Below are 21,612 nucleotides of genomic sequence, written 5' to 3'. Positions count from 1 at the left end.
CGGTGGTTGGTGCGATGATCATATTCGAATTCAAGCCAAATGAGAGCCAATGACGATAAATGCTGGAGAACGAGTCGGTTTTCGCAATGGCGGCGGGCTTTCGTTTGCTATGATGAGGCGGACGGCGCGGCGTGAGCCTCCGCACAAGTCCTGGCCTCTCAACCTTGGCCGCGGGCCGTCGCATTGCAACCAAGAAGCTTGAAACATGCGCTACACGTTCGCCATAGGGGATATACACGGCTGTATCGATCCGCTGAACAGGATGATCGATCGGATCGCGGCCTATGCGCCTGGAGGGACCGTCGTCTTCGTTGGCGACTATGTCGATCGCGGGCCTGACAGCAAAAGCGTCCTCGACCGGATCATCGCCGGTCCATCGGACCCGTGGCAATGGATCTGCCTGAAAGGCAATCATGAGGACCTGATGGTCGCTGCCTATGCCGATAGCGATAGCAGAGACGTGTGGATCGGCAGCGGCATCGGCGGACTTGAAACCGAAATGTCCTATGGCGGCAGAGTTCTGCCCCAGCATCTGCAATGGGCGGCCGATCGTCCCCTCATGTATGTCGATCGATATCGCATCTTCGTCCATGCCGGCGTCGATCCAGCATTTCCGCTGGAGCAGCAGAGCGAGCACGACCTTCTCTGGTTACGGTTCCCTTCCGGTGAGTCCAGCGACTATTGGGGCAAGCACCTGGTCCACGGCCATACACCGTCGCTGTCCAACCCGGTGACGACAGGAAACCGCACCAACATCGACAGCGGCTGCGTCTTCGGCGGCAAGCTTTCCTGCGCGGTCTTCGATGACGAGATTGCCGGCGGGCCGATCGACTTTATCGAGGTGAGGGCATGAACTTGGGCAGGGAGATAATACCAGAAAAGGCAGTGCGGGAGTGCTGCTTAGCGGGGAAGCTATCGCCTCGCCATGACTCGTCAGCAGAAAGTTTGGCGAGAACACCATTCCAATCTCCGTCATTCCTGTGCCCGTCACAGGAATCCAGCCACGGCGCGTCGGCGCCGTGAATGACTCTCAGAAGGAAGTCGTTCTCCCGCGCCCAAGGACTTGGGCGCACTGGATTCCTGTGACAAGCACAGGAATGACGGAGGAGAGATGTGGCGGCGCTTGGTACCATCACCGCCCACTCAAGCCCTGCCAGCCGGTGGCGAGCCGCAGCCAGGGCGCCAGGTGGAAGCCGCTCATCAGCAGGTACATCGGCACCATTCCGCCGATCGGGAAGGCATCCGGCGTCGTCATGCAGATCATGTCGGCACTGCCGGTCGTGGCCGTCAGCAGTGCCATGACCGCGAATGTCGGGGCGGCGGCGAGCGACAGCCAATCGGCGGTGTGGGCAGCAATCCGGCCGCCCGGGCTAGCGATGCCACTGCTCGGCTTAGCCGCTGATCCGTCTGCTGAGGCGGCCAGCGAGAGCCATTCGGCGGCGTTGAGAGCGACGTTGCCGTCGCCTCGCTCTGGAGTGTGGGCCGAAAGCAGCATCGGCGTCACTCCTTGCCGTACCGGTCGTGGTGGCGCCACCAGATGCCGGTTTCGTTGCGGCCCTTGGGGGCGCGGTCGAGCCATTGGTACATGCCCCAGAGCCCGTCCAGCCCGCGCGCATAGCTGGAATAGCTGTGGTAGACGGCGCCGTCGATGAGCTCGAAGGCGCTGACACCCGGGCGGTCGCGGGTATAGGTGGGGACATCGGTGCCGGTCATGGCGGCAATCTGGGTGATCGGCGCCTCGTTGTCGCGGGGCTGCCACTCCTGGACAGTCCTTGCGGCGAGCGGTTGGGGGGCGGGTGGTTCGCGGCGGTAATTATAGTCTACATCGCCCTGGTGCTGCTGCTCGGCAGAGAACCAGACGCTGAAATCGCCGTTGAAGTCGCTGCCAAAGGACGACGCCCAGGGAAAGCTCCAGTCCATCCGTCGCTTGAATGCTTCGAGCTTTGCGAGCGGCGCGCGGGAGACTGCCCAAAAGGCGACGTCGTGGTTCTCCAGGTGAAGGAAGAAGCCATTGAAGCCATCGGCGATCGACGAACAGGACGGGCATCCCGCGGTATAATCCGGCCCGAACATGAAGTGATAGACGAGCAGCTGCGAGCGGCCGCCGAAGAGATCCTTCAGCGAGACGTTGCCGCCGTCAGTGTCGAAGCGATATTGCTTGTCGATCCTCACACGCGGCAATTGCTGGCGCTTCATCGCCAGCGCGTCGCTCTGCCGGGTCAGTTCCTTCTCCTCCTCGAGCAGATCGAGCCTTGCTGCCAGCCACTGCTGGCGTGTTGCGTTCAGCTGTGCCGTCATGGGTCTTCTCCTTTGCCTGTGTCTCGTCGTAGCATCCGGCGCAGGCTTGCTTGCCGGTCGACGACAAATCTAAAGCCAGGTGGGGAAATGGTGGGAGTGACAAGTGTGACGGGAATTGAATGGACTCGCTGATCACGGCGGCGGCGCGGGCGCTGGCAGTGGGAGATGCGCTCGGCGCGCTGAAGCGGGTGGCGCTTCGCGACGATGCGCCGGCGCTGGCGCTGCGCGGTATCGCGATGGCGCAGCTCGGCGATCTCGTCCGCGCCAAGGCGCTGCTGAAGAGCGCGGCGCGCGCCTTCGGCCCGCGAGAGGCGATGGCGCGGGCCCGCTGCGTGGTCGCCGAGGCCGAGATCGCACTGGTCTCGCGCGATCTCACCTGGCCGCCCAAGGCGCTGGAGGCGGCGCGCAAGGTGCTCGAAGCGCATGGCGACAGGGTCAATGCCGCCCATGCTAGGAATGTCGAGCTTCGCCGGCTGGTGCTGATCGGCCGGCTCGACGAGGCCGAGCGGGCGCTGGAAACGCTCGATCCGACGCCGCTGCCGCCGGCGGCAAGGGCCGCTCACGAGCTGGTGGTCGCGGGCATCGCGATCCGGCGCCTGCAGACGAAAGCGGCGCACGAGGCTCTCGACCGGGCGAGGCAGGCTGCGCGCGAGGCCGGTATGCCGGTATTGACGGCGGAGGTGGAAAATGCCGCCCACGTGCTCAGCGCGCCGGTGGCGCGGTTGATCTCGCGCTGGCGGGAAAGCCCGCTGCTGCTCGAGGAGGTGGAAGAGCTGCTGGGTTCGGGCACGCTCGTCGTTGATGCCTGCCGCCATGTCGTGCGCGACGATCAGCTTTCGGTGTCGCTGGCAACGCGGCCGGTGCTCTTCACGCTCGCCCGGACGCTTGCCGAAGCTTGGCCGGCGGATGTGGCACGCGGCACGCTCATCGCGCGCGCCTTCCGCGGCAAACATGCCGATGAATCGCATCGTGCCCGGCTGCGCGTCGAGATCGGCCGGCTGCGTGCCGAACTGCGGGGATTGGCGGAGGTCTCGGCGACGAAACGCGGCTTTGCGCTTTCGCCGCGGCGTGCCGGAGAGATCGCCGTGCTGGCGCCGCTGGTCGAAGGCCAGCATGGGGCGGTGCTTGCCTTTCTCGCCGATGGCGAGGCGTGGTCGAGCTCGGCGTTGGCGATCGCGCTCGGCGCCAGCCCGCGCACCGTACAGCGGGCGCTGGATTCACTTGCCGGGGAGGGCAAGGTGCAATCCTTCGGGCGCGGGCGGGCGCGGCGTTGGATGAGCCCGCCGCTGCCCGGTTTCCCGACGATCTTGTTACTCCCGGGACCTTTGCCAAGCGACTAGTATGGCCTGACTGAATGAAGATGGCCCTGGTCAAACGGGCAAACAGGATGGAAGAGATGAAAAAATCGGCTGCGACGATCATCCGTGAATATGGACCCTTTCCCGGCGCCGAGCGCGTCAACGGCGTCACCTTCGATGGTGAGCACGTCTGGTTCGCCTCGGGCGACAGGCTGAACGCGCTCGATCCCGCAAGCGGCGAGGTGGTGCGCTCGATCGAGGTTGCATCCCATGCCGGAACGGCTTTCGATGGCGAGTTCCTCTATCAGATCGCCGAGGATGTCATCCACAAGATCGATCCGAAGACCGGCCACATCCTTTCCACCATCCCGGCGCCCGGCAATGGCGGCGATTCCGGCCTTGCCTGGGCCGAGGGCTCGCTCTGGGTCGGTCAGCACCGCGGCCGCAGGATCCACCAGATCGACCCGGAAACCGGCAAGATCCTCCGCACCATCGAATCCAACCGCGTCGTGACAGGCGTCACCTGGGTCGACGGCCAGCTCTGGCACGGCACCTGGGAGGGCGATGACAGCGACGTCAGGCGCATCGACCCTGAAACCGGGGAGGTGCTGGAGCGGCTTGATATGCCCGAGGGTACCGGCGTCTCCGGCCTCGAATCCGACGGCGGCGACTGCTTCTTCTGCGGTGGCGGCGGCAGCGGCAAGATCCGCGCGATCAGCCGGCCGGCGCAGGGCAAGGAGGGGAAGGGGAAGTAGCCGATGCGACGCCGAAGAGGCCGATACGACAGTCAGCTCGCCAGCAATTCGGGCGCCAAGTTGGAAGTCGAGATCAAGGGGCAAGTTGTTGGAATTTTAACCGAGTGGGAGATTGATTTCGGTGCGTGACGAGCTACTTTCGCGGCAGTGTCGGTCGAGGCCTTTACGCAAAGCCGGTATGATCGCGGGGGAGAGATTTTGAAATATCTGCGCACCACGCTCGGGCCTAAGAGCAAATCCGAACTTGGAATGATCCTCCCGCACGAGCACGTTTTCGTCGACCTCAGGACGCCGGACCAGCCCGGGTATGCCGAAGCAGAGATCGAAGACGTCGTTCGGTTGATGGCCCCCGAGATCGAGCGGATCAAGAAGCTCGGGGTGACGGCACTGGTCGAATGCTCGACGGGCGGCGTCGGACGCCGTGCGGATATCGATCTTGCTGTCTCGCTCGCGACGGATTTTCCGATCGTCGTGCCCACCGGCAATTACCGAGAGCCCTGGATTCCCGAATGGGTCCGCCAGGCTTCCGAGAAAGAGCTGGAAGCGTGGATGCTTCGCGAGCTGACGGAGCAGATCGACGAGACCGGGTTTCAGGCAGGCTGGATCAAGCTCAGCGCCGGCGATGACGGTATGACGGCGCTCGAGACGAAAATCCTGCGGGCAGCCGCGCGCGCCGCAGCGCAGACAGACGCCGTCATCGGCAGCCATACGATCAGGGGACGGGTCGTCATGGACCAGCTCGATGTCATCGAGGCGGAAGGCTACAAGGCCGACAGGTTCATCTCCATCCACACGCAGGAAGAAACGGACTTCGCCCTTAATGTCGCCGTCGCTGAGCGAGGCGCCTGGATCGAATATGACCATGTCGGCCGGGGCGGGGACAACGAGGTGGCGGAGCTGGTGATCAAGGCGCTGGAGGCGGGCTGCGGCGATCGCTTGTTGTTGAGCCATGACCGCGGCTGGTTCGATCCGGCGCAGCCGATGGGCGGGATACCCAAGCCGTACACCCATCTTTCCACGGTGTTGCTGCCCGAGCTGAAACGGCGCGGCATAGACGACGGGACCCTGATGCGCCTGACCCACGACAATCCGTTCGAGGCTTTTGCCCGATAGGGGAGTGGCCGGGCGAAAGAGGCCCGCCAATCATGTCGCGATACCTGGAATTGCTCAAGACCCGGTTCAGCCGATTGCCGTCAATTCGGCGCCGCTAGCGCGCGGGTGATGTGCATGGCTGCCTCCTCGCTGAGCCGGATGCATAGCGGCGCATTCGCATCGGACCAATCGCGTGAGAGAGCATTTGTTCCAACTTCCGGTGGAAATGATGAGCGGGAGTCAGCTGGACTCGTTCAAGAATTCGCGGCGATAGCCGCCGCGCCGCGCTCGTCGAACAGAAGCGCCATGCTGATCGCATCGATGAACCGACCGTCGATGCGTGCCGCACGTCGGACGATTCCTTCGCGGACAAATCCCATCTTTTCGTAGAGAGCGATAGCACGGGCGTTGTCTTCATAAACATCGAGTTCAACCCTGGCAAAACCGCTTTTCTGCGCGGCTCTCAATGTGGTCTCGATGAGCATGCGTCCGAGACCCTTGCCCCGATAGGCGGGAAGGATACCCATTCCGAGTTTACCGCGATGGGCGTGCGACGGGAAAAAATGCCGGCTGATGTCGCACCAGCCGACGACCTGGTCTTGAGCGGTGGCAACGAATTGCGGATTGCCTTTTGCAATCATGGCCATCACGAACTCACGCGTCTGCGGCAGGGGAGTTGCTTCCAGCATGGACAGGTATTTTTTCTCCCGCGCGACCACGTCGAGCGCATGATGAAAGCTGTCGATATGGGCGGCAGCGATCGGCTCGATCCTGATGCCTGATGTACCCGACGATGCCGCTGCATCCATGTGCTTCTCTTTCAACGATTGCGATGCCTATGGGAGACCTGCCGCAGACCCGCACGGGAGCGCATAATTCACGGTCCGTCAACCTTTGCGTGTCAATTTCTTGGCAGCGGGCGCCATCAAAAGGTTGCAGGTATTGAAGGTCGGGCTCACATCGCACATTACGTTCGTCCTGGTGACGCTCACCTGCGCGGCGGCTGTGTTGCTGTGCGGATTTGCGTGGCTCGCGGCGGTGAAGGTCGATGATCTCTCGCTGCGCCGGCAGGCCGACTTCGTCCGGCAGGGGTTGGAAGAGCAGATCGCGGCACTTCCCCGGGAGCAGGAAAGCGTCACCAAATGGGACGACGCCTTCCTTTATGCCAAGCAACGGAACCATGAATGGCTGCTCGACAATGTCGGCCAGTGGACGAGCCGGTACTTCGGGCACGACAGGACCTACATCTTCGACGATACCAATCGTCTGATGTTTGCCTTCCGTGACGGCGCGGATGCCATGCCGCCGCGGTTCGGTGACGACGACAGTCGAGAAATGACCGCTCTTGCCGGAGAGATGCGCACCGCTCTCGTCGAGCGGGCTGCAAAGCCCGGCGCCGAAGCGCTTGGCCACCTGGCTACGGTTCGGACGATCATGATCGGCAACAGGCCGGCGATAACAAGCGCGCGTCCGATTCTGCCGAGTTCGGCCAGGATGCAGATCGAGGCGGGCCAGGAGTTCATTGCCGTCTCGGTCAAGTTCATCGATGGAAAAGCTGCCGAAAGCATCGCCCATTATGCGCGGCTCGAAGGCTTGCATTTCGCGCCCTCGAAAAGTGAGGACGAGCGGGCGCAGGTGCCGGTATCGTCCCATGACGGTAGCACAATCGGTTATCTCGTGTGGCCGCCTATTCTGCCCGGATTCATGCTGCTTCGGCAGATCGCGCCTGCAGGGCTCGGCTGCCTGGCGCTGCTGATCGCTGTGGTCTTCTGGCTCGGGCGAGGTCTGCATCGCACCTCGCTGACCCTGCTGGACAGCCAGGCGCAGCTCACCCATCACCGCAACCATCTGGAAGAGATGGTGGCCGATCGAACGGCCGAGATCGAACGGCAGAGAGAGGAGCTGGATCGCCTGCTGGTGCACGAACGCCAGGTGAATGCGCTCCAGCGCCAGTTCGTCGCCATGGCTTCGCACGAGTTTCGCACGCCGCTCGCCATCATCGACGCCGCTGCCCAGCGGCTCTGCCGCTCGATCACCAACGTCAGCGGCGATTACGTTCGCGAGAAAGCCGGCGTGATCCGAAGCGCGGTCGTGCGCATGGTCGATCTGATGGAGAGCATTCTGGCCAACGGCCGGCTCGAAACCGGACAGATCACGCTGAAGCGCAGCGAAGGCGATCTCAAAGCCCTGCTGGTCACCTGCTGCGACAGACAGTGGCATCTCAGCCGCTCGCATCTGTTCCATCTCGATCTCGAGCCCATACCGGATGTATTGACGTTCGACCGCAGCGCGATGGAACAGGTCTTCACCAATCTGATTTCGAACGCCGTCAAATATTCACCCAGCGCGCCTGACATTCATGTTCGTGCCCGGGCCGACGAGAAGACGGTGGAAATCGCCATCTCCGACAGCGGCATCGGCATGGATGCGGAGGATTTGCCGAAGCTATTCCAGCCCTATTATCGCGCCCGCAGCGCGACGGGCATTGCCGGAACGGGCATCGGCCTCAACGTCGTCAAGCAGGTCGTCGAACTGCATGGCGGCACCGTCGAAGTGACGAGCGAGCTCGGCAAAGGCACAACATTCACCATTCTTCTGCCAATAGAGTTTCTATTGTCGGATCAACAAGTCGCAGCTTAAGGAAGAGCTCATGGTTACAGTTCTGTGCATAGAAGACGAAGTCGAGATCCGGAACCTGCTCGTCGAAGAATTGAGCGAAGCGGGCTACAAGACACTCGAGGCCTCGAACGGCGCCGAGGGACTGGAAATGATCCTGTCGAAATGGCCCGATATCGTCATTAGCGATATTTCGATGCCTGTTATGGATGGGCACCAGCTTCTGGCGGAAATTCAGATCAACCACCCCGAGCTTTCCAACATTCCCTTCATCCTGCTGACGGCACTGACCGACCGGGAAAACACGCTGGCCGGCCTGCGCGGCGGAGCGGCGGACTATCTGACGAAGCCGCTCGACTTCGATCTGCTGCTCGCCAAGCTCGAAGGCTGCGTGACGCGTCTTGCCAACGACAAGGCGGTTCACCGGTCGTTTTGATGGTTGCGGGCGGGGGTGTCGGGACAAAGGACAATGTCCTCCGTTTCCGCAAAAAAAGCTTTCATGAAGGGCGAGGGGCTGCCGCATATTTCTTCTCCCCGAGGGAGAAGAGGGCACAAGCCGCTTGCTGTTGCTTCAATTACCAACGCTTCGGTGGAGTGTAGTGCCGCCGATCCGCGACGGCCCACCTTCCATTATCCTCATTCTGCCAGGATATCGCGCAGCACCTCGAACCCCCTTGGATCGAGCGTCTGAGACACGTTGAAACGCATGAAATTGGTCGCTGATTGCGACAGGCTGAATGCGTTTCCGGGAGCCAAAACGATCCTCTTTTCCAGTGCGGCGCGCGCCACGTCAGCCGCATCGATGCCATCGGGCAGCCGGCACCAGAGGAACATTCCGGCCTTTGGCTCCAGCCACGGCGTTATGCCCAGATTCTTCAGCTTGGCCGAGACCTCGCTCATTGCCCGGGAGAGCCGTTGTCTCAGCGTCTCCATGTGTTTGCGATAGTTGCCGTCGCTCAAGACGTTCAGTACCAGTTCCGCCGTCAGCCGGCCGCCGCCGAAGGAGGTGGCGATCTTCAGATCTGTCAGGCCGTCGATCCATTCCGGTTTCGCCACGACGAAGCCGCAGCGGGCCGAGGCCGAGAGGGTTTTCGAGAAGCTGCCGATGTGAATGACCCGCTCGAGCCCGTCGAAGGCGGCAAGTCGGGGCGCTGGCGTATATTCGAAATCGGCGAAGATATCGTCCTCGATGATGGTCAGGTCGAACTGGTCGGCGAGTTTTAGAACGCGGTGGGCCGTAACAGGAGACAAGGTTGCGCCGGTCGGATTGTGGATGGCGGAGTTGGTGATGTAGAGCCGTGGACGCTCATCGGCGACGACTTGCGCAAACAGTTCGATATCGGGACCGGACGCGGTGTAGGGCACGCTGACGATCTTTGCCCGATGGGCGCGCAGCAGCGCATGGAAATTGAAATAGCAAGGATCGTCGACCAGCACCGTGTCGCCGGGTTCCAGCAGGAAACGGCAGAGCAGATCGATTGCCTGCGTGCCGGAGTCGGCCAGCATGATTTGGCCGGGAGAGGCTTCGATCCCCCGTTCGCCCATGCGGCGGGAAATCAGCTGGCGCAGTTGCGGCAAGCCGAGCGGCGAGCCGTAATCGGCGAGCGCCGGCCCGTCGGCGCGTGCAAGTGTTCTGAGCCCGCGGCGCATGCCGTCCCCCGGCAGCCAGGACGGCGGTAGCCAACCGCAGCCGGGCTTCAGGTCGGCTTCGCCTGCCTCCAGCGATTGCCGTGATATCCAGAACGGATCGACTGCGCGGTCGAGCTTCGGCCCAGCCTCGGCAAGCGCAAAGGGCGCTGCCTGGTTGGCGACATAGAATCCCGAGCCTGGCCTTGCCAGGATCGCGCCTTCGGCGACCAACCGCTCATAGGCATCGACGACGGTCGAAGTCGACAGCTTCAACGTCGCGGCCAGCCCCCGGACGGAGGGCAGCCTTGCGCCCGGCGTCAGGTTGCGCCCGGCGATGCGCTGCCTGATCGTCGCGACGACCATCTCCACGCGTGTGCCTCCCTCGTTCATCTGTATTGCTTTCTGCATCATTACAGTTTCGCAAAATCGTATCAGACTGTCACTGTCATGACCATCCGTGTTGGCCGATAAGAGTGAGAGAATGAAGGAGTGCAGCGCATCATGGACCGTATGGCATCGGGATGGATCAATGGTTTTATCGGGGTGGTGATCTTCAGCGGATCGCTGCCGGCGACACGCGTGGCGGTGATGCAGTTCGATCCCGTCTTCCTCACCGTGGCGCGCGCGGCGATCGCCGGCTTCCTCGCGCTTGGCCTGCTGATTGCTTTCAGAGAGAAGCGGCCGAGCCGAGGTGATATTCTCTCCCTGGCCGTCGTTGCGCTCGGCGTCGTCGTCGGCTTTCCCCTGCTGACGGCGCTGGCGCTGCAGCATGTCACCTCAGCCCATTCGATCGTCTTCATCGGCCTGCTGCCGCTCGCGACGGCGATCTTCGGCGTGATCCGTGGCGGAGAACGGCCGAAGCCGGCATTCTGGGTCTTTTCGGTTCTCGGCAGCGCGCTGGTGGCGGGATTCGCACTGACGCAAGGCCTGACGGCCTCGCCGGTCGGCGATCTGTTGATGCTGGCGGCCGTCGTCGTCTGCGGCCTCGGTTATGCCGAAGGCGGCAGGCTTTCGCGCACGCTCGGTGGGTGGCAGGTGATTTCCTGGGCGCTTGTGCTGTCGCTGCCGGTGACGGTCGCAGTCGCGCTTTTCCATCGGCCGGAGACCTTCTCCGGCATCGAAACGCCGGCGCTGCTCGGCCTTGCCTATGTCTCGCTGTTTTCGATGCTGATCGGCTTCATCTTCTGGTATCGCGGCCTATCGCAGGGCGGCATCGCCGCCGTCGGCCAACTGCAGTTGCTCCAACCGTTCTTCGGGCTGGCGCTTGCGGCAACCCTGCTGCACGAGCCCGTGACCTGGGCCATGCTCGCCGTGACCGCTGCAGTCATCCTCTGCGTCGCCGGCGCCCGCAAGTTTGCGCGGTAGGTGAAGCTCTCTCTGTCCTCAGATTCGGTCGAAAACCTCGGGTAGCAATTTCCCAATCTTCATCAGATGCTGCAGCGTGTATGATATCGACAGAGCGTCGTCGAGCCCGTCATGTCCCCGCAATGGAGGATGTTCGACCTGGTAATAGTCGGCCAGTTTGTTGCTGGGCGTCTTTGCCAAATCCTCGATCGGCATGCCCGCAGCAACGAGAAGCTTGACGGCGTTGTCGAAGCGGCGGGCCGGGATGGAAGGCTGAATGCCGGCGACATAGCAGCTGATGGCCACCATGTTCAGCTCGTCCTTGCCCCACGACCAAAACCGGGCGCCGCCCGAGAAGCTGTCGATGCCGGAAAGGGCATCCTGCAACGCCACGCCATGGGCGTCGATATCCTCTTCGGTGATACCGGTCAGATTGGTGAAATAAGGATCGAGTGGATACCTCTCGCCGAAGCGATCGATGGGTCGGACGTAGGATTTATACGTATCGAGGATCGGAAACTCGCCCTCAAGGCCGAGCTTGACGGCTCCGATCTGCGCAATGACAGGATCGGGATCGTGGGCCGCGCACCAAAATCTGCGTTGTGAGCCTTCCAGGCAAAGAAATTCACAGTCGAATATGATGGCGGTTTTCATCGGCGACATTACCCTCACGAATTTGGCCGATAAGTTTAAGGAGGAATCCAACACATGGAGCACTCCAAATAAAGGCTATGAGCCACGCAATCGCCGTCGCTCCCACACATTCCTGTTCATCAATCCGACAGCTTGGCTCGACGGCGAAGGTGTGTAGGCAGATCACCCCAACCAATATTGCTAAGCTCGCGATTGCGATGGATATCCAAAGTCTGATCCCTCGCTTCATGATCAAGGCGGCGATAAAGACTCCTGCGAAGGGCAGGCGTTGGTATCCGCTTTGTCTGAAGCTGTCATTGCGGCCGGCTATCGCCCTGGCTGATCTATTCGCTGTTTCCTCGGCCCTTTGCTTCCCGCACCAGGTCCGGCATTCCATCGTGCGGACCGAGGGCGTGGGTGGGATGGTCATCCCACCAATCATTATGCAGCGGTCGGCGGTGAGGGTGGAGCGGGTAGAAAATGCGGTTCTCGGCCTTGTGGCGCTCGCCGACGACGAGGAGATGTACTTCGGCTTGCGTGTTGTTGAGGAAACTATGGGCGATCCCGGTGCCGGCCGGAAATCCGACGGCATCGCCCTGTTTCAGTCGATAGAGATGGCCGTCGAGCCAGACGTCGGGCTCGCCTTCGAGAACGTAGACGAATTCCTCCTCGGCGCTCTCGGCGTGTGGAAAGGATGTCCGCCGGCCAGGCGGCAAACGCTCGTGATGAATGCCCAATTTCGTCAGGCCGAAATATCGTCCGAAAGGCGCACCAATGCTCATCAGTTCGTCGTCATCGTCATAGTGCGAGTCGTCAGGCCATTCGATCTCGCTCCAATGGACGACAAAGGCCGGCCGCTCCAACGATGCCATGGTAATCCTCCTGATGTGAGAGGTTCAGATGACTGGGGACACGAATTCCATCATCCCGTATGGCCATGCTGCCGTGAATGGAAAGCGACCGCAAGGGCGAAACGGCGCTCCCACGCAAGCGGCGCGGTCCTGAAGGTTCGGGGGCGAGCGCTTCGCAGCGGCTGCTCTCGATCCAGACGCGAGTTTCTACAACTGACTCACTTGGCAGGCACGACGAGCGTCTCTCCCTTGCGGACGATATAGGTTGCCAATTCCGAAGCCTTGCCGCTGCCGACGTTCTTTGCCGAGTGAACAACACCGGATGGAATGAAGAGGGATTGGCCGGCTTTAAGGGTAACCGGCTGTCTGCCTTCGAGCTGGTATTCCAGCGTTCCCTCGATGACGAAGGCGATCTCCTCGCCGGGATGCGAGTGACTGAGGGCGAGAACGCCCGGAGCGAAATCGACGCGCACCTGGACTGCCTCGTGGCCGGGCACGTCGATATCGTTCTTGATGAGATCGGTGCGCTGCAGCGGCTGTTCTGCGTGTGCTGCAGCTGCGCCGCCGAGAACAAGGGCGAGCGCGATAGCCTGGATCATTTTCATGTCGTCATCCTTCCTGAATTGACCATTTCCGACCGGTTGGCCGTATCGGGATTTAAGTCGATGATTGAACCAGGGATGTGTCGGAAAACCCGCATTTTTGTAAGCCAGTGTATCTGCGGCACGATCGGTCGTGAGGCTGCTCTGACGTGGTCCTATTTGGAGGGCGGCGCGGGGTTAGCGAGACCGCCAACACAATCTCCCTCATCTCTGTGCTCGTCACAGAGATCCAGTGCGCGCAGGTCCCTGGGCGTGGGAGACTTGTTGTTGCAGAGTCAATCACGGCGCGGATGCGTCGTGGCTAGATTTCTGTGACAAGCACAGGAATGAGGAAACGTGGGTGACGCCATTGACTGAATTAGGCTGCCGACGACGAGTCCACGGGTCTGACGCCGGTGAGATTGGCAATGTCCGTGATGCCGCCGGAGGACTCGAAGTCGAATATCTTCTGGGTGACCAGCGCGGCCGCACCCCGGGCCCATGAATTGTCCTCCCAATCGGGCAGGAGGGGAGGCGCAGTCCGGAAAGTCCGGGCGGAAAGCGCTTCGCGTAGCGGCGTCAGGAAAGGGTCGCCGAGGGAGACGGCTTCGCCGCCGGCGACGATGACTTCGGGATCGGTGATGTTGACGAGATTGGCAAGGGCGGTGCCGATGCCGCGGCCGGAATCGGCGACGAGGGCGAGGGCGGCGGCATCGCCTGATGCGAGCGCAGCCGACAATTCCGGCAGTCCCAGTTCCTCGCGGCCGGTCGCTTCCCGCCAGCGCCGGAGCATCGAGATTTGGGAGTGATAGGCCATTAGACAGCCGCGCTTGCCGCATTCGCAGAGCCGGCCATTCTCCTCATAGAGAGTGTGACCGAATTTGCCGGCAGCACCATTGGCGCCGCGATAGAGCTTGCCGTCGATGACAAGCGCGCAACCGATGCCGACGCCGACGGCGAGAACGGCCATGTTGCGATGCTGGCGGCCGAGGCCGAAGAGCTGCTGGGCGATGGCATAGGCGTTGGTGTCGTCTTCCAGCCAGACCGGCACATGGACGCGGCTTGCGACCAGCGAGGCGAGGGGGACGTTATCCCAGCTGAAGCGGTGGCTGCGCACGCAGGCCGTCTGTTCATGATTGATGACGCCGGGCATGGAGATGCCGATGCCGGCGAGCTTAGCATCCGGCTGCCCGGCGAGTTTCACCAGTTCGGGCACGGTACCCGCCAGCAGGTCGGCGACCTTGTCCGGGTCATGGCTGTCGAGGCTTACTCGCATGGCGGCGACGGGGTTGGTGGCAAGGTCGGTTGCGACGCACTCCACCGAACCCACCATCAGTTTGAAGCCGACCGCAAGCGCGTGTTCGTAGTTGATATCCACGGGGATCGGGCGGCGGCCGGTGAGGCCGGGTACGGTCTTCCCTTCGATGACGATGCCTTCCTCCAGAAGGTCGGAGACGACGAAGGTGACGGCCGCAGGACTTAAACCAATCACCGTCGCGATGTCGGCACGGCTCCTTGGCCCCTCGCGCCGGAGAAGGTTGAGGATGAGGCGTCGGTTCATGGCTCTCGCCGTGGTCTGGTCGCCTTTTAACTTCACGATGCATTCCTTAATTTTGTAAATTAATTATTGCGAGCTGCAAAGATCTATGCATAAGTTCGGCCGCGGATCAACTCAGCCAAGCGGATTATCGCTGGAATCGCCGAGCGGATCGTAGCGTTGAATGCCTGGTCGGTCGTTTCATGGAGGAGGCGACGGTCGGGAGATGTTGATCGATCAACTGGGAGGAATTCAATGACATTTTTGAAGCAATTTCCGTCGACCACACGCAGACGCTTCCTGAAAGGCGCGGGGCTGGTTTCCGCCGCAGCGGTCACCGGCAGCTTTCCGATCCCGGCGATCGCGCAGGCCCAGGAGGTCACGATGATCTCCGCCGAAAACAATGGTGCCGCACTCGATGCGCTGAAGGCGATTGCCGCGGGCTTCAGCAAGGAAGCCGGCGTCAACGTCGTCATCAACAATATGGACCACGAGGCCCACAAGACGGCCATTCGCAACTATCTCGTCGCCGGCGCGCCCGACGTCTGCTCCTGGTTTTCGGGCAACCGCATGCGCGCCTTCGTCAAGCGCGGCCTGTTCGACGATATCTCCGACCTTTTCGAGAAAGAGAAATATAAGGACGTGCTCGGCGCGACGGCAGGGGCCGTCACCGAAGACGGCAAGCAGTACGGCCTCCCCACCGGCGGCACGCTCTGGGGCATGTTCTATCGCAAGGATGTGTTCGAGCAGCATGGCCTGACCGTGCCGAAGACGGCCGAAGAGTTCATGGCCTATGGCGACAAGTGCAAGGCCGCGGGCATCACGCCGGTCGCGATCGGCACCAAGGAATTATGGCCGGCGGCCGGCTGGTTCGACCAGACGAACCTTCGCATCAACGGCCTCGACAAGCATATGGCGCTGATGAACGGCGAGATGAGCTATCTCGATCCCTCGCTGACAGCGGTTTTCGACCAGTGGGAGGCGATGATTTCGAAGGGGTTCTTCACGGAGAACCATACGTCCTTCGGCTGGCAGGAGGCTGCCGCGCTCTTGGCGCAGAAGAAGGCCGGCATGATGAATCTCGGCGCTTTCCTGCGCTCGGCTTTCACCGCCGAAGATCTGCCGCAGCTCTCTTACGCGACCTTCCCGGTGCTCGACGCCAAGGTCGGCCACTACGAGGAGTTCTCGGTCAACTCGATCCACATTCCCGCCAAGGCCAAGAACAAGCAGGGCGCGCGCGAATTCCTCGCCTATTTCTACAAGCCGGAGAATCTGGCGGCCTATCTGGAGCCGGGCGGCAATGTGCCGCCGCGCCACGACCTGCCGCCAAGCAAGGACCCGCTGGTCAACGTCGCTGTCGAGACGATGAAGACGGTGCAGGGCACGTCGCAATATTACGACCGCGACAGCGATCCCGATATGGCGCAGGCCGGCCTCGTCGGCTTCCAGGAGTTCATGGCCAAACCCGACCGGCGCAAGGCCATCCTGACGCGCCTCGAGGGCACGCGCAAGCGCATCTACAAGATCTAGCAGCTCCCCCGGGGGCGGCGGCGAACCGCTGCTTCCAAGGGGTGGAGGCTGTATGCCTCCACCCCTTGGGGGAGGTGCGCCTCTGCTCCCGGAGCACGCATGAGTCTGCTCCTGTATCAATGAGGTTCTTGAGATGTTGATGTTATGGCGCCGCCAGCGCTGGTGGCTCACCCCGACTTTACTCATCGCGCCGGCGATATTGCTGTTCTTCACCGTCATCCTGCTGTCGGCCGTCAGGAGCCTCTGGATCAGCCTGCACGACTGGGACGGCTTCGGCCCGATGGTGTGGATCGGCTTCGGCAATTACGTCGAACTCTACGACGACCCCCAATTCTACGTGTCGTTGAAGAACAACTTGATCTGGCTGGTGATGTTCATGGCGGCACCGCCGATCGGGCTCGCCATCGCGCTGCTGGTCAACCAGAAAATCCGCGGCATGCGCTTCCTGAAGTCGCTGTTCTTCATCCCGCTGGTGCTCGCCTCGGTGACGGTCGGCGTGGTGTTCACCTGGGTCTATACGCCGGAATTCGGGTTGCTTGCGCTGATCTTCAATGCCTTCGGAGCGACGGCGCCAGCAGTTCTCTCCGACGAGCATTTCGTCACCTTCGCCATCGTGATTGCAGCACTCTGGCCGCAGATCACCTTCTGCATGGTGCTTTATCTCGCCGGTCTCAACAATCTCAGCGAAGAGCTGATCGGTGCCGGGCGCGTCGACGGGGCGAGAGGCTGGAACATGTTGTGGCATATCGTGCTGCCGCAGCTGACCCAGGTCACTTTCATCGCCATTGCCGTAACTGTCGTCGGCGCCCTGCGTTCGTTCGACATGGTGTCGGTGATGACGAACGGCGGCCCTTTCGGTTCGTCCTCGGTTCTCGCCTACCAGATGTTCGAACAGTCGATCTTCTCCTACCGCTTCGGTTACGGCGCGGCGATTGCCTCCGTGCTGTTCGTGATCATGGCCGTCTTCATCGTCTGGTATCTCAGCCGCATCATCCATACCGAAGAAAGGGGAGGTTGATGTATCCTCGTCCCATTCCCGATGCCGCCATCTGGCAGCGCCGCCTTTATGTGCTCGCCGTTGTCATCGTCCTTCTCCTCTGGCTCTGCCCGCTGTTTGCGATCATCCTCACCTCGTTCCGCTCGACCGAGGATGTTATGGGCGGCAATCTGTGGGGATGGCCGACCGGCATCGGCGTCATCGACAATTATACTGATGTCTTCACGCAGACACCGATGGCTCGCTACTTCCTCAACAGCCTGACGATCACCATTCCCTCGGTGATCGGTGTACTGGTGCTCTCCACGCTCGCCGGCTATGTGCTGTCGCGCTACCGATTCCCCGGCAACATGCTGATCTTCGCGCTGTTTGTCGGCGGCAATTTTCTGCCGCACCAGATCATGATGATCCCGGTGCGCGACCTGATGGTCCGGCTCGACCTGATCGATACGACGGCGGCGCTGATCATCTTCCACGTTGCCTTCCAGACCGGCTTTGCAACGCTGTTCATGCGCAATTTCATCGCGGCATTGCCTGATGAACTGTTCCAGGCGGCGCGCGCTGAGGGGGCCTCTCCCTTCCAGACGCTATGGCATGTGGCGATCCCGCTGGTGCGGCCGGCGCTTGCCGCACTCGCCATCCTGATCTTCACCTTCATCTGGAACGATTACTTCTGGGCCGTGGTGCTGACTGTCAGCGACTCCGTCAAACCTGTGACTGCCGGCCTTGCCAATCTTCGCGGCGAGTGGGTCTCGGCCTGGAACCTGATTTCCGCCGGCACCATCGTCGTCGCCGTGCCGCCCGTCGTCATGTTCTTCCTGATGCAGCGCCACTTCATCGCCGGCCTGACGATGGGAGCGGTGAAGGGATGAGCGATCTCCTCAAGTTCCAAGTTTCAACAGCAGAGAGCCAGGACGCATGACCAGTCTCGAACTCCGACAGATCAACAAGAACTACGGCGCTTATCATGCGCTGCGCGGCATCGATCTTTCCGTGGCGCAGGGTGAGTTCATCGTCATGGTCGGCCCTTCCGGCTGCGGCAAGTCCACGCTGCTGAAGTCGATCGCCGGCCTGGAGGAGATCTCCTCCGGCCAGATCCTGATCAACGGCCGCGACGTCAGCAAACAGGAGCCTGGGGACCGCGGCATCGCCATGGTCTTCCAGTCCTACGCGCTCTATCCGCATATGACGGTGGCGGAGAACATGGGCTTCGGTTTGCGCATGGCCAAGCGCCCGAAGGCCGAGATCGAGGCGGCCGTGGCGCGCGCAGCCAAGATCCTGAGGATCACCGACCAGCTGGAAAAGCGGCCGAAGCAGCTCTCCGGCGGGCAGCGGCAGCGTGTGGCGATTGGCCGGGCGATCACCCGTTCGCCCGACGTGTTCCTCTTCGACGAGCCGCTGTCGAACCTCGACGCAGCACTTCGAACCCAGATGCGCGTCGAGCTCAGCAGCCTGCACGCCGAACTCGGCGCCACCATGGTCTATGTCACCCACGACCAGGTGGAAGCGATGACCATGGCGAGCCGGATCGTCGTCTTGAACCAGGGGATAATCGAGCAGGTCGGCTCACCGCTCGAACTCTACCGCAACCCTGATAACCTCTTCGTCGCTGGCTTTCTCGGTGCTCCCCGGATGAACTTCCTCGGCGTTACCGTCGATGAGGTGTCGGGCCGCAATATCACGGTTTCGGCGCCGGGCCTCGTGCCGGTGACTGTCGAACTGGCGGAGGCCGCAATGCTGCCGAAAGGCGCCATCCTGACACTCGGTGTAAGGCCGGAAAACATATCGGTGGTCGCCGACGCTGCCCAAGGCGGGGCGATCAACGGTGCGGTCCGACTGGTCGAGCATCTCGGGCGCGAAACCATTCTCTACATCGATGCCGGAAATCTCAGGACCATCGCCTCGGAAAGCGGCACCGGCAACATCACGGTGCAGCTCAGCTACGTCGCGCCTTTTGCCACCGACCAGAACGTGGCGCTGAAGCTCGATGCCAGCGAACTCTATCTCTTTTCGCCCGACGGCGGACGCACGATCAGCACCCGCAAGACCATCCTCGACAGATAAACACAGGAAAGACCACCGTGTCCGACAAGACCCTCTCCGTATGGAACCCCGTCAAGACCGACCGCTTTCTCGTCGGCGCGCCGCACTATCCCGAACATGTCGATGAAAGCTATTGGGAACGCGACGCCGAGCGCATGGCGAAGGCCGGCTTCAACGTGGTCAGAATGGCCGAATTCGCCTGGCATATTCTCGAGCCGAAGCTCGGCACCTTCAATTTCGATCTGTTCGACCGCGCCATCGCCATGCTCGGGCGCTACGGTATCGACACGATCATGTGCACGCCGACGGCAACGCCGCCGCGCTGGCTGACCGTAGCACACCCGGAGATCTTAAGAGTCGACGGCAAGGGCCGGCCAATGAGCCATGGCTCGCGGCAGCATTGCGACACGGCAAGCCCGGTCTTTCGCGAGCACAGCCGGCGTATCACCAAAGCGATGGCCGAGCACTATCGCGACAATCCTTTTGTCGTCGGTTGGCAGACCGACAACGAGCTGAACACCAGCATGCCGGAAAGCTTTTCCAAGGCGACGCTCAGCGAATTCCAGGCCTTCCTCGCTTGCAAATACGGCGAGATCGACAAGCTCAACACGGCGTGGGGCGGCGATTTCTGGGCGACGGCCTATGACAGTTTCGACCAGGTGGTGCTGCCGATCGAGTTTGGCCCGACCTTCCCGAGCCCCGGCCACCTCCAGGATTATCATCGTTTCCTGGCCTTCTCGACCGCGCGCTTCCAGCACGACCAGGTCGAGATCCTGCGCGCCGTGAAACCCTCCTGGTTCGTCTTCCACAATCTCGGGGGCCTCAGGGATATCGACTTTCGCGGCCAGTTCACCACCGATCTCGATTTCGTCGGCTACGATATCTATCCAATGCTCTATGACGAGTTCCAGCGGCTTGGAAACCACGCCAAGGTCCAGGCGCTGCACCTCGATATCTGCCGCGGTTTTTCCGGCAATTACATCGTTCCGGAGCAGCAATCGGGCTTCGGCAGCCAGCCGGGTTTCTGCACGCTGACGCCGGAGCCGGGCGAGTTGCGCCGCATGGCGCTCTCCTCGGTCGCCCACGGCGCTGACGGCCTGATGTTCTTCCGCTGGCGCCCCGCCCATTTCGGCGCGGAGATCTATTGGATGGGCATCATCGACCATGACGACGTCGCCCGTCATCGCTATGACGAGGCGAAACGCTTCGCGACCGAGATGACCGCGCTAGCGCCCAAGATCCTCGGCACCTATGTGCGCATGGATGTCGGCATTGCCGGATCCGACTTCGATAATCAGGAAGCCCACAAGACCTATCCGATCGGCCTGCCGAGCCCACAGGACGATGCGATCCTGCTGCACCAATATTGCTACGACCGCGGCATTGCCTGCGGCTTCATTCATCCCGAGGATGATCTCTCGAAGCTGAAGCTGCTCTATGTGCCCCATTGGGTGATGTGGAAGGACGAATGGACCGAAAGGCTGAAATCCTTTGCCGAACAGGGCGGCACCGTCGTCATCGGCGCGCGCACCGGTACCCGCAACGAGGATAACCATGTCATCCGCGAAACGGCGCCCGGCACCTCGCTGTCGCAGCTCACAGGCGTACGCGTCGAGGATTTCGGCCGTCTTGCAGCGCCCGGCGCCAACGGGCTCTTCGATGTGATGGAACGTTCGGGCGGGCTTGTCATTCCACCGAACAAGCCAGCGGAATCACATCGGCGCGAACGTCGCTTCAAGATCGGTAACCGCGAACTGGCTGCCGGCTACTTCTATGAAAACCTCGCGACCGACGGCGATGTCGAAATGGTCGCGGCCTGGTCGAATCGTTATGCCGAGGGCCAGCCGATGGCGACGTCGCGCAAGGTCGGTAAGGGGCAGGTGGTCTATGTCGGCACCTATCTCACGCCGGATCTGACGGCAGCGCTTGCAGGGCGGCTATTTGCACCCGTCGGCATCGAGCCGCTGATCGGCGAACTTCCCAAGGGCGTCGAGGTGACCATGCGGATAAATGACGACCGCCGGCTGCTGTTCATCCAGAACTACACCGACCAGCCGGCCGCCATCGGCGGCGTCCCTGCTGGCCGCGATCTCCTGACTGATGAAAATCCCGTTGCCGGTCGGCTCGATCTCGAAGGCTATGGCTGTGCGATCATCGAACTGGAGGGATGAGCTTGCGCGCGCCGTCGAAGCCCTCTCCCCTAAATGGGGCGAGGGAACGCGCCTGAAGCCCTTCGGCTCCATACCGGCCGTCATCGTGGGGCACCAGTCTGGGGAAGGAAGGCGGGAACGCAATGAATTTACAGCTCGTTGTTTAATGCAGTTTCGTGGAACTCATGTCCTCGAAATGGGCGGCAGGTGTTGATCTACGCTTATCCTTGCTTGGATCAGGTCACGCGCAAAGATGTG

General features: G+C 61.8%; 20 protein-coding genes. 12 read left to right on the top strand and 8 right to left on the bottom strand.

Features of this window, described 5'->3' with window-relative positions; all coding sequences use genetic code 11:
* The first annotated feature begins 205 nt into the window (after window positions 1-205).
* Entirely contained in the window at window positions 206-853 is a 648-nt protein-coding gene (locus tag RLCC275e_RS13410; RefSeq protein WP_033180822.1) for a metallophosphoesterase family protein, read from the top strand.
* Window positions 854-1,132: 279 nt separating this feature from the next.
* Here RLCC275e_RS13410 and RLCC275e_RS13405 read toward each other — a convergent pair whose 3' ends face one another.
* Window positions 1,133-1,495: a hypothetical protein gene (locus RLCC275e_RS13405; RefSeq protein WP_033180821.1), complete on the bottom strand. Its 363-nt coding sequence runs from the start codon at window positions 1,493-1,495 to the stop codon at window positions 1,133-1,135.
* Between the two features lie 5 nt (window positions 1,496-1,500).
* Window positions 1,501-2,298 (bottom strand): DUF899 domain-containing protein, encoded by a 798-nt coding sequence (locus tag RLCC275e_RS13400; RefSeq protein ID WP_033180820.1) that lies wholly within the window; start codon window positions 2,296-2,298, stop codon window positions 1,501-1,503.
* 119 nt (window positions 2,299-2,417) lie between these two features.
* Between RLCC275e_RS13400 and RLCC275e_RS13395 the strand changes: the two genes are divergently transcribed.
* From RLCC275e_RS13395 to RLCC275e_RS13385, 3 genes are all read left to right on the top strand, one after another.
* A complete protein-coding gene (locus RLCC275e_RS13395) occupies window positions 2,418-3,638 on the top strand; it encodes an ATP-binding protein (RefSeq protein WP_033180819.1) in 1,221 nt (406 codons plus the stop codon).
* Between the two features lie 56 nt (window positions 3,639-3,694).
* Window positions 3,695-4,351 carry a Vgb family protein gene (locus RLCC275e_RS13390; RefSeq protein WP_033181022.1) on the top strand — a complete coding sequence of 219 codons (657 nt, stop codon included), beginning with the start codon at window positions 3,695-3,697 and terminating at the stop codon, window positions 4,349-4,351.
* A 198-nt stretch (window positions 4,352-4,549) separates the two neighbouring features.
* On the top strand, window positions 4,550-5,464 hold the full coding sequence (locus tag RLCC275e_RS13385; protein ID WP_033180818.1) for a phosphotriesterase family protein: 915 nt from the start codon (window positions 4,550-4,552) through the stop codon (window positions 5,462-5,464).
* 233 nt (window positions 5,465-5,697) lie between these two features.
* Here RLCC275e_RS13385 and RLCC275e_RS13380 read toward each other — a convergent pair whose 3' ends face one another.
* Window positions 5,698-6,252, bottom strand: coding sequence for a GNAT family N-acetyltransferase (locus RLCC275e_RS13380; protein ID WP_033180817.1), 555 nt, complete (start codon window positions 6,250-6,252; stop codon window positions 5,698-5,700).
* An 85-nt stretch (window positions 6,253-6,337) separates the two neighbouring features.
* On the opposite strand from RLCC275e_RS13380, the gene RLCC275e_RS13375 reads away from it, so the two are divergent.
* Complete coding sequence (locus RLCC275e_RS13375; RefSeq protein WP_050516806.1) at window positions 6,338-8,083, top strand: sensor histidine kinase; 1,746 nt, start codon at window positions 6,338-6,340, stop codon at window positions 8,081-8,083.
* A gap of 10 nt (window positions 8,084-8,093) precedes the next feature.
* Complete coding sequence (locus RLCC275e_RS13370) at window positions 8,094-8,495, top strand: response regulator (RefSeq protein WP_003560657.1); 402 nt, start codon at window positions 8,094-8,096, stop codon at window positions 8,493-8,495.
* A 200-nt stretch (window positions 8,496-8,695) separates the two neighbouring features.
* Here RLCC275e_RS13370 and RLCC275e_RS13365 read toward each other — a convergent pair whose 3' ends face one another.
* A complete protein-coding gene (locus RLCC275e_RS13365; protein WP_130707783.1) occupies window positions 8,696-10,099 on the bottom strand; it encodes an aminotransferase-like domain-containing protein in 1,404 nt (467 codons plus the stop codon).
* A 90-nt stretch (window positions 10,100-10,189) separates the two neighbouring features.
* Here RLCC275e_RS13365 and RLCC275e_RS13360 point away from each other — a divergent pair, with 90 nt between their 5' ends.
* Entirely contained in the window at window positions 10,190-11,053 is an 864-nt protein-coding gene (locus RLCC275e_RS13360) for a DMT family transporter (protein ID WP_033181020.1), read from the top strand.
* An 18-nt stretch (window positions 11,054-11,071) separates the two neighbouring features.
* Here the strand turns inward: RLCC275e_RS13360 and RLCC275e_RS13355 are convergent, their stop codons facing one another.
* From RLCC275e_RS13355 to RLCC275e_RS13340, 4 genes are all read right to left on the bottom strand, one after another.
* Window positions 11,072-11,686: a 3'-5' exonuclease gene (locus tag RLCC275e_RS13355; protein ID WP_033181019.1), complete on the bottom strand. Its 615-nt coding sequence runs from the start codon at window positions 11,684-11,686 to the stop codon at window positions 11,072-11,074.
* Window positions 11,687-12,009: 323 nt separating this feature from the next.
* Window positions 12,010-12,537 carry a cupin domain-containing protein gene (locus RLCC275e_RS13350; protein WP_033180816.1) on the bottom strand — a complete coding sequence of 176 codons (528 nt, stop codon included), beginning with the start codon at window positions 12,535-12,537 and terminating at the stop codon, window positions 12,010-12,012.
* Window positions 12,538-12,734: 197 nt separating this feature from the next.
* Complete coding sequence (locus RLCC275e_RS13345; RefSeq protein ID WP_033180815.1) at window positions 12,735-13,121, bottom strand: cupin domain-containing protein; 387 nt, start codon at window positions 13,119-13,121, stop codon at window positions 12,735-12,737.
* 355 nt (window positions 13,122-13,476) lie between these two features.
* Window positions 13,477-14,694, bottom strand: a complete 1,218-nt coding sequence (locus tag RLCC275e_RS13340) for an ROK family protein (RefSeq protein WP_033180814.1) — start codon at window positions 14,692-14,694, stop codon at window positions 13,477-13,479.
* A gap of 195 nt (window positions 14,695-14,889) precedes the next feature.
* Between RLCC275e_RS13340 and RLCC275e_RS13335 the strand changes: the two genes are divergently transcribed.
* The 5 genes from RLCC275e_RS13335 (at window position 14,890) to RLCC275e_RS13315 (ending at window position 21,375) form a co-directional block, all read left to right on the top strand.
* Window positions 14,890-16,164, top strand: coding sequence for an ABC transporter substrate-binding protein (locus RLCC275e_RS13335; protein WP_130677891.1), 1,275 nt, complete (start codon window positions 14,890-14,892; stop codon window positions 16,162-16,164).
* A 133-nt stretch (window positions 16,165-16,297) separates the two neighbouring features.
* Window positions 16,298-17,182, top strand: a complete 885-nt coding sequence (locus RLCC275e_RS13330; RefSeq protein WP_033180812.1) for a carbohydrate ABC transporter permease — start codon at window positions 16,298-16,300, stop codon at window positions 17,180-17,182.
* Window positions 17,182-18,033 (top strand): carbohydrate ABC transporter permease, encoded by an 852-nt coding sequence (locus RLCC275e_RS13325; RefSeq protein WP_017961084.1) that lies wholly within the window; start codon window positions 17,182-17,184, stop codon window positions 18,031-18,033. Before RLCC275e_RS13330 ends, RLCC275e_RS13325 begins: the two co-directional genes overlap by 1 nt.
* Window positions 18,034-18,079: 46 nt before the next feature.
* Window positions 18,080-19,225, top strand: a complete 1,146-nt coding sequence (locus RLCC275e_RS13320) for an ABC transporter ATP-binding protein (protein ID WP_033180811.1) — start codon at window positions 18,080-18,082, stop codon at window positions 19,223-19,225.
* A gap of 17 nt (window positions 19,226-19,242) precedes the next feature.
* The gene (locus RLCC275e_RS13315) at window positions 19,243-21,375 is read left to right on the top strand and encodes a beta-galactosidase (RefSeq protein ID WP_033180810.1); all 2,133 of its coding nucleotides are present in this window, start codon (window positions 19,243-19,245) and stop codon (window positions 21,373-21,375) included.
* Window positions 21,376-21,612 lie beyond the last annotated feature (237 nt).

This window comes from Rhizobium brockwellii (assembly GCF_000769405.2).
In the GTDB taxonomy this organism is placed as follows: Bacteria; Pseudomonadota; Alphaproteobacteria; order Rhizobiales; family Rhizobiaceae; genus Rhizobium; species Rhizobium brockwellii.
The sequence above is the reverse complement of the archived record's forward strand: the minus strand, read 5'-3'. Positions and strand labels throughout refer to the sequence as shown.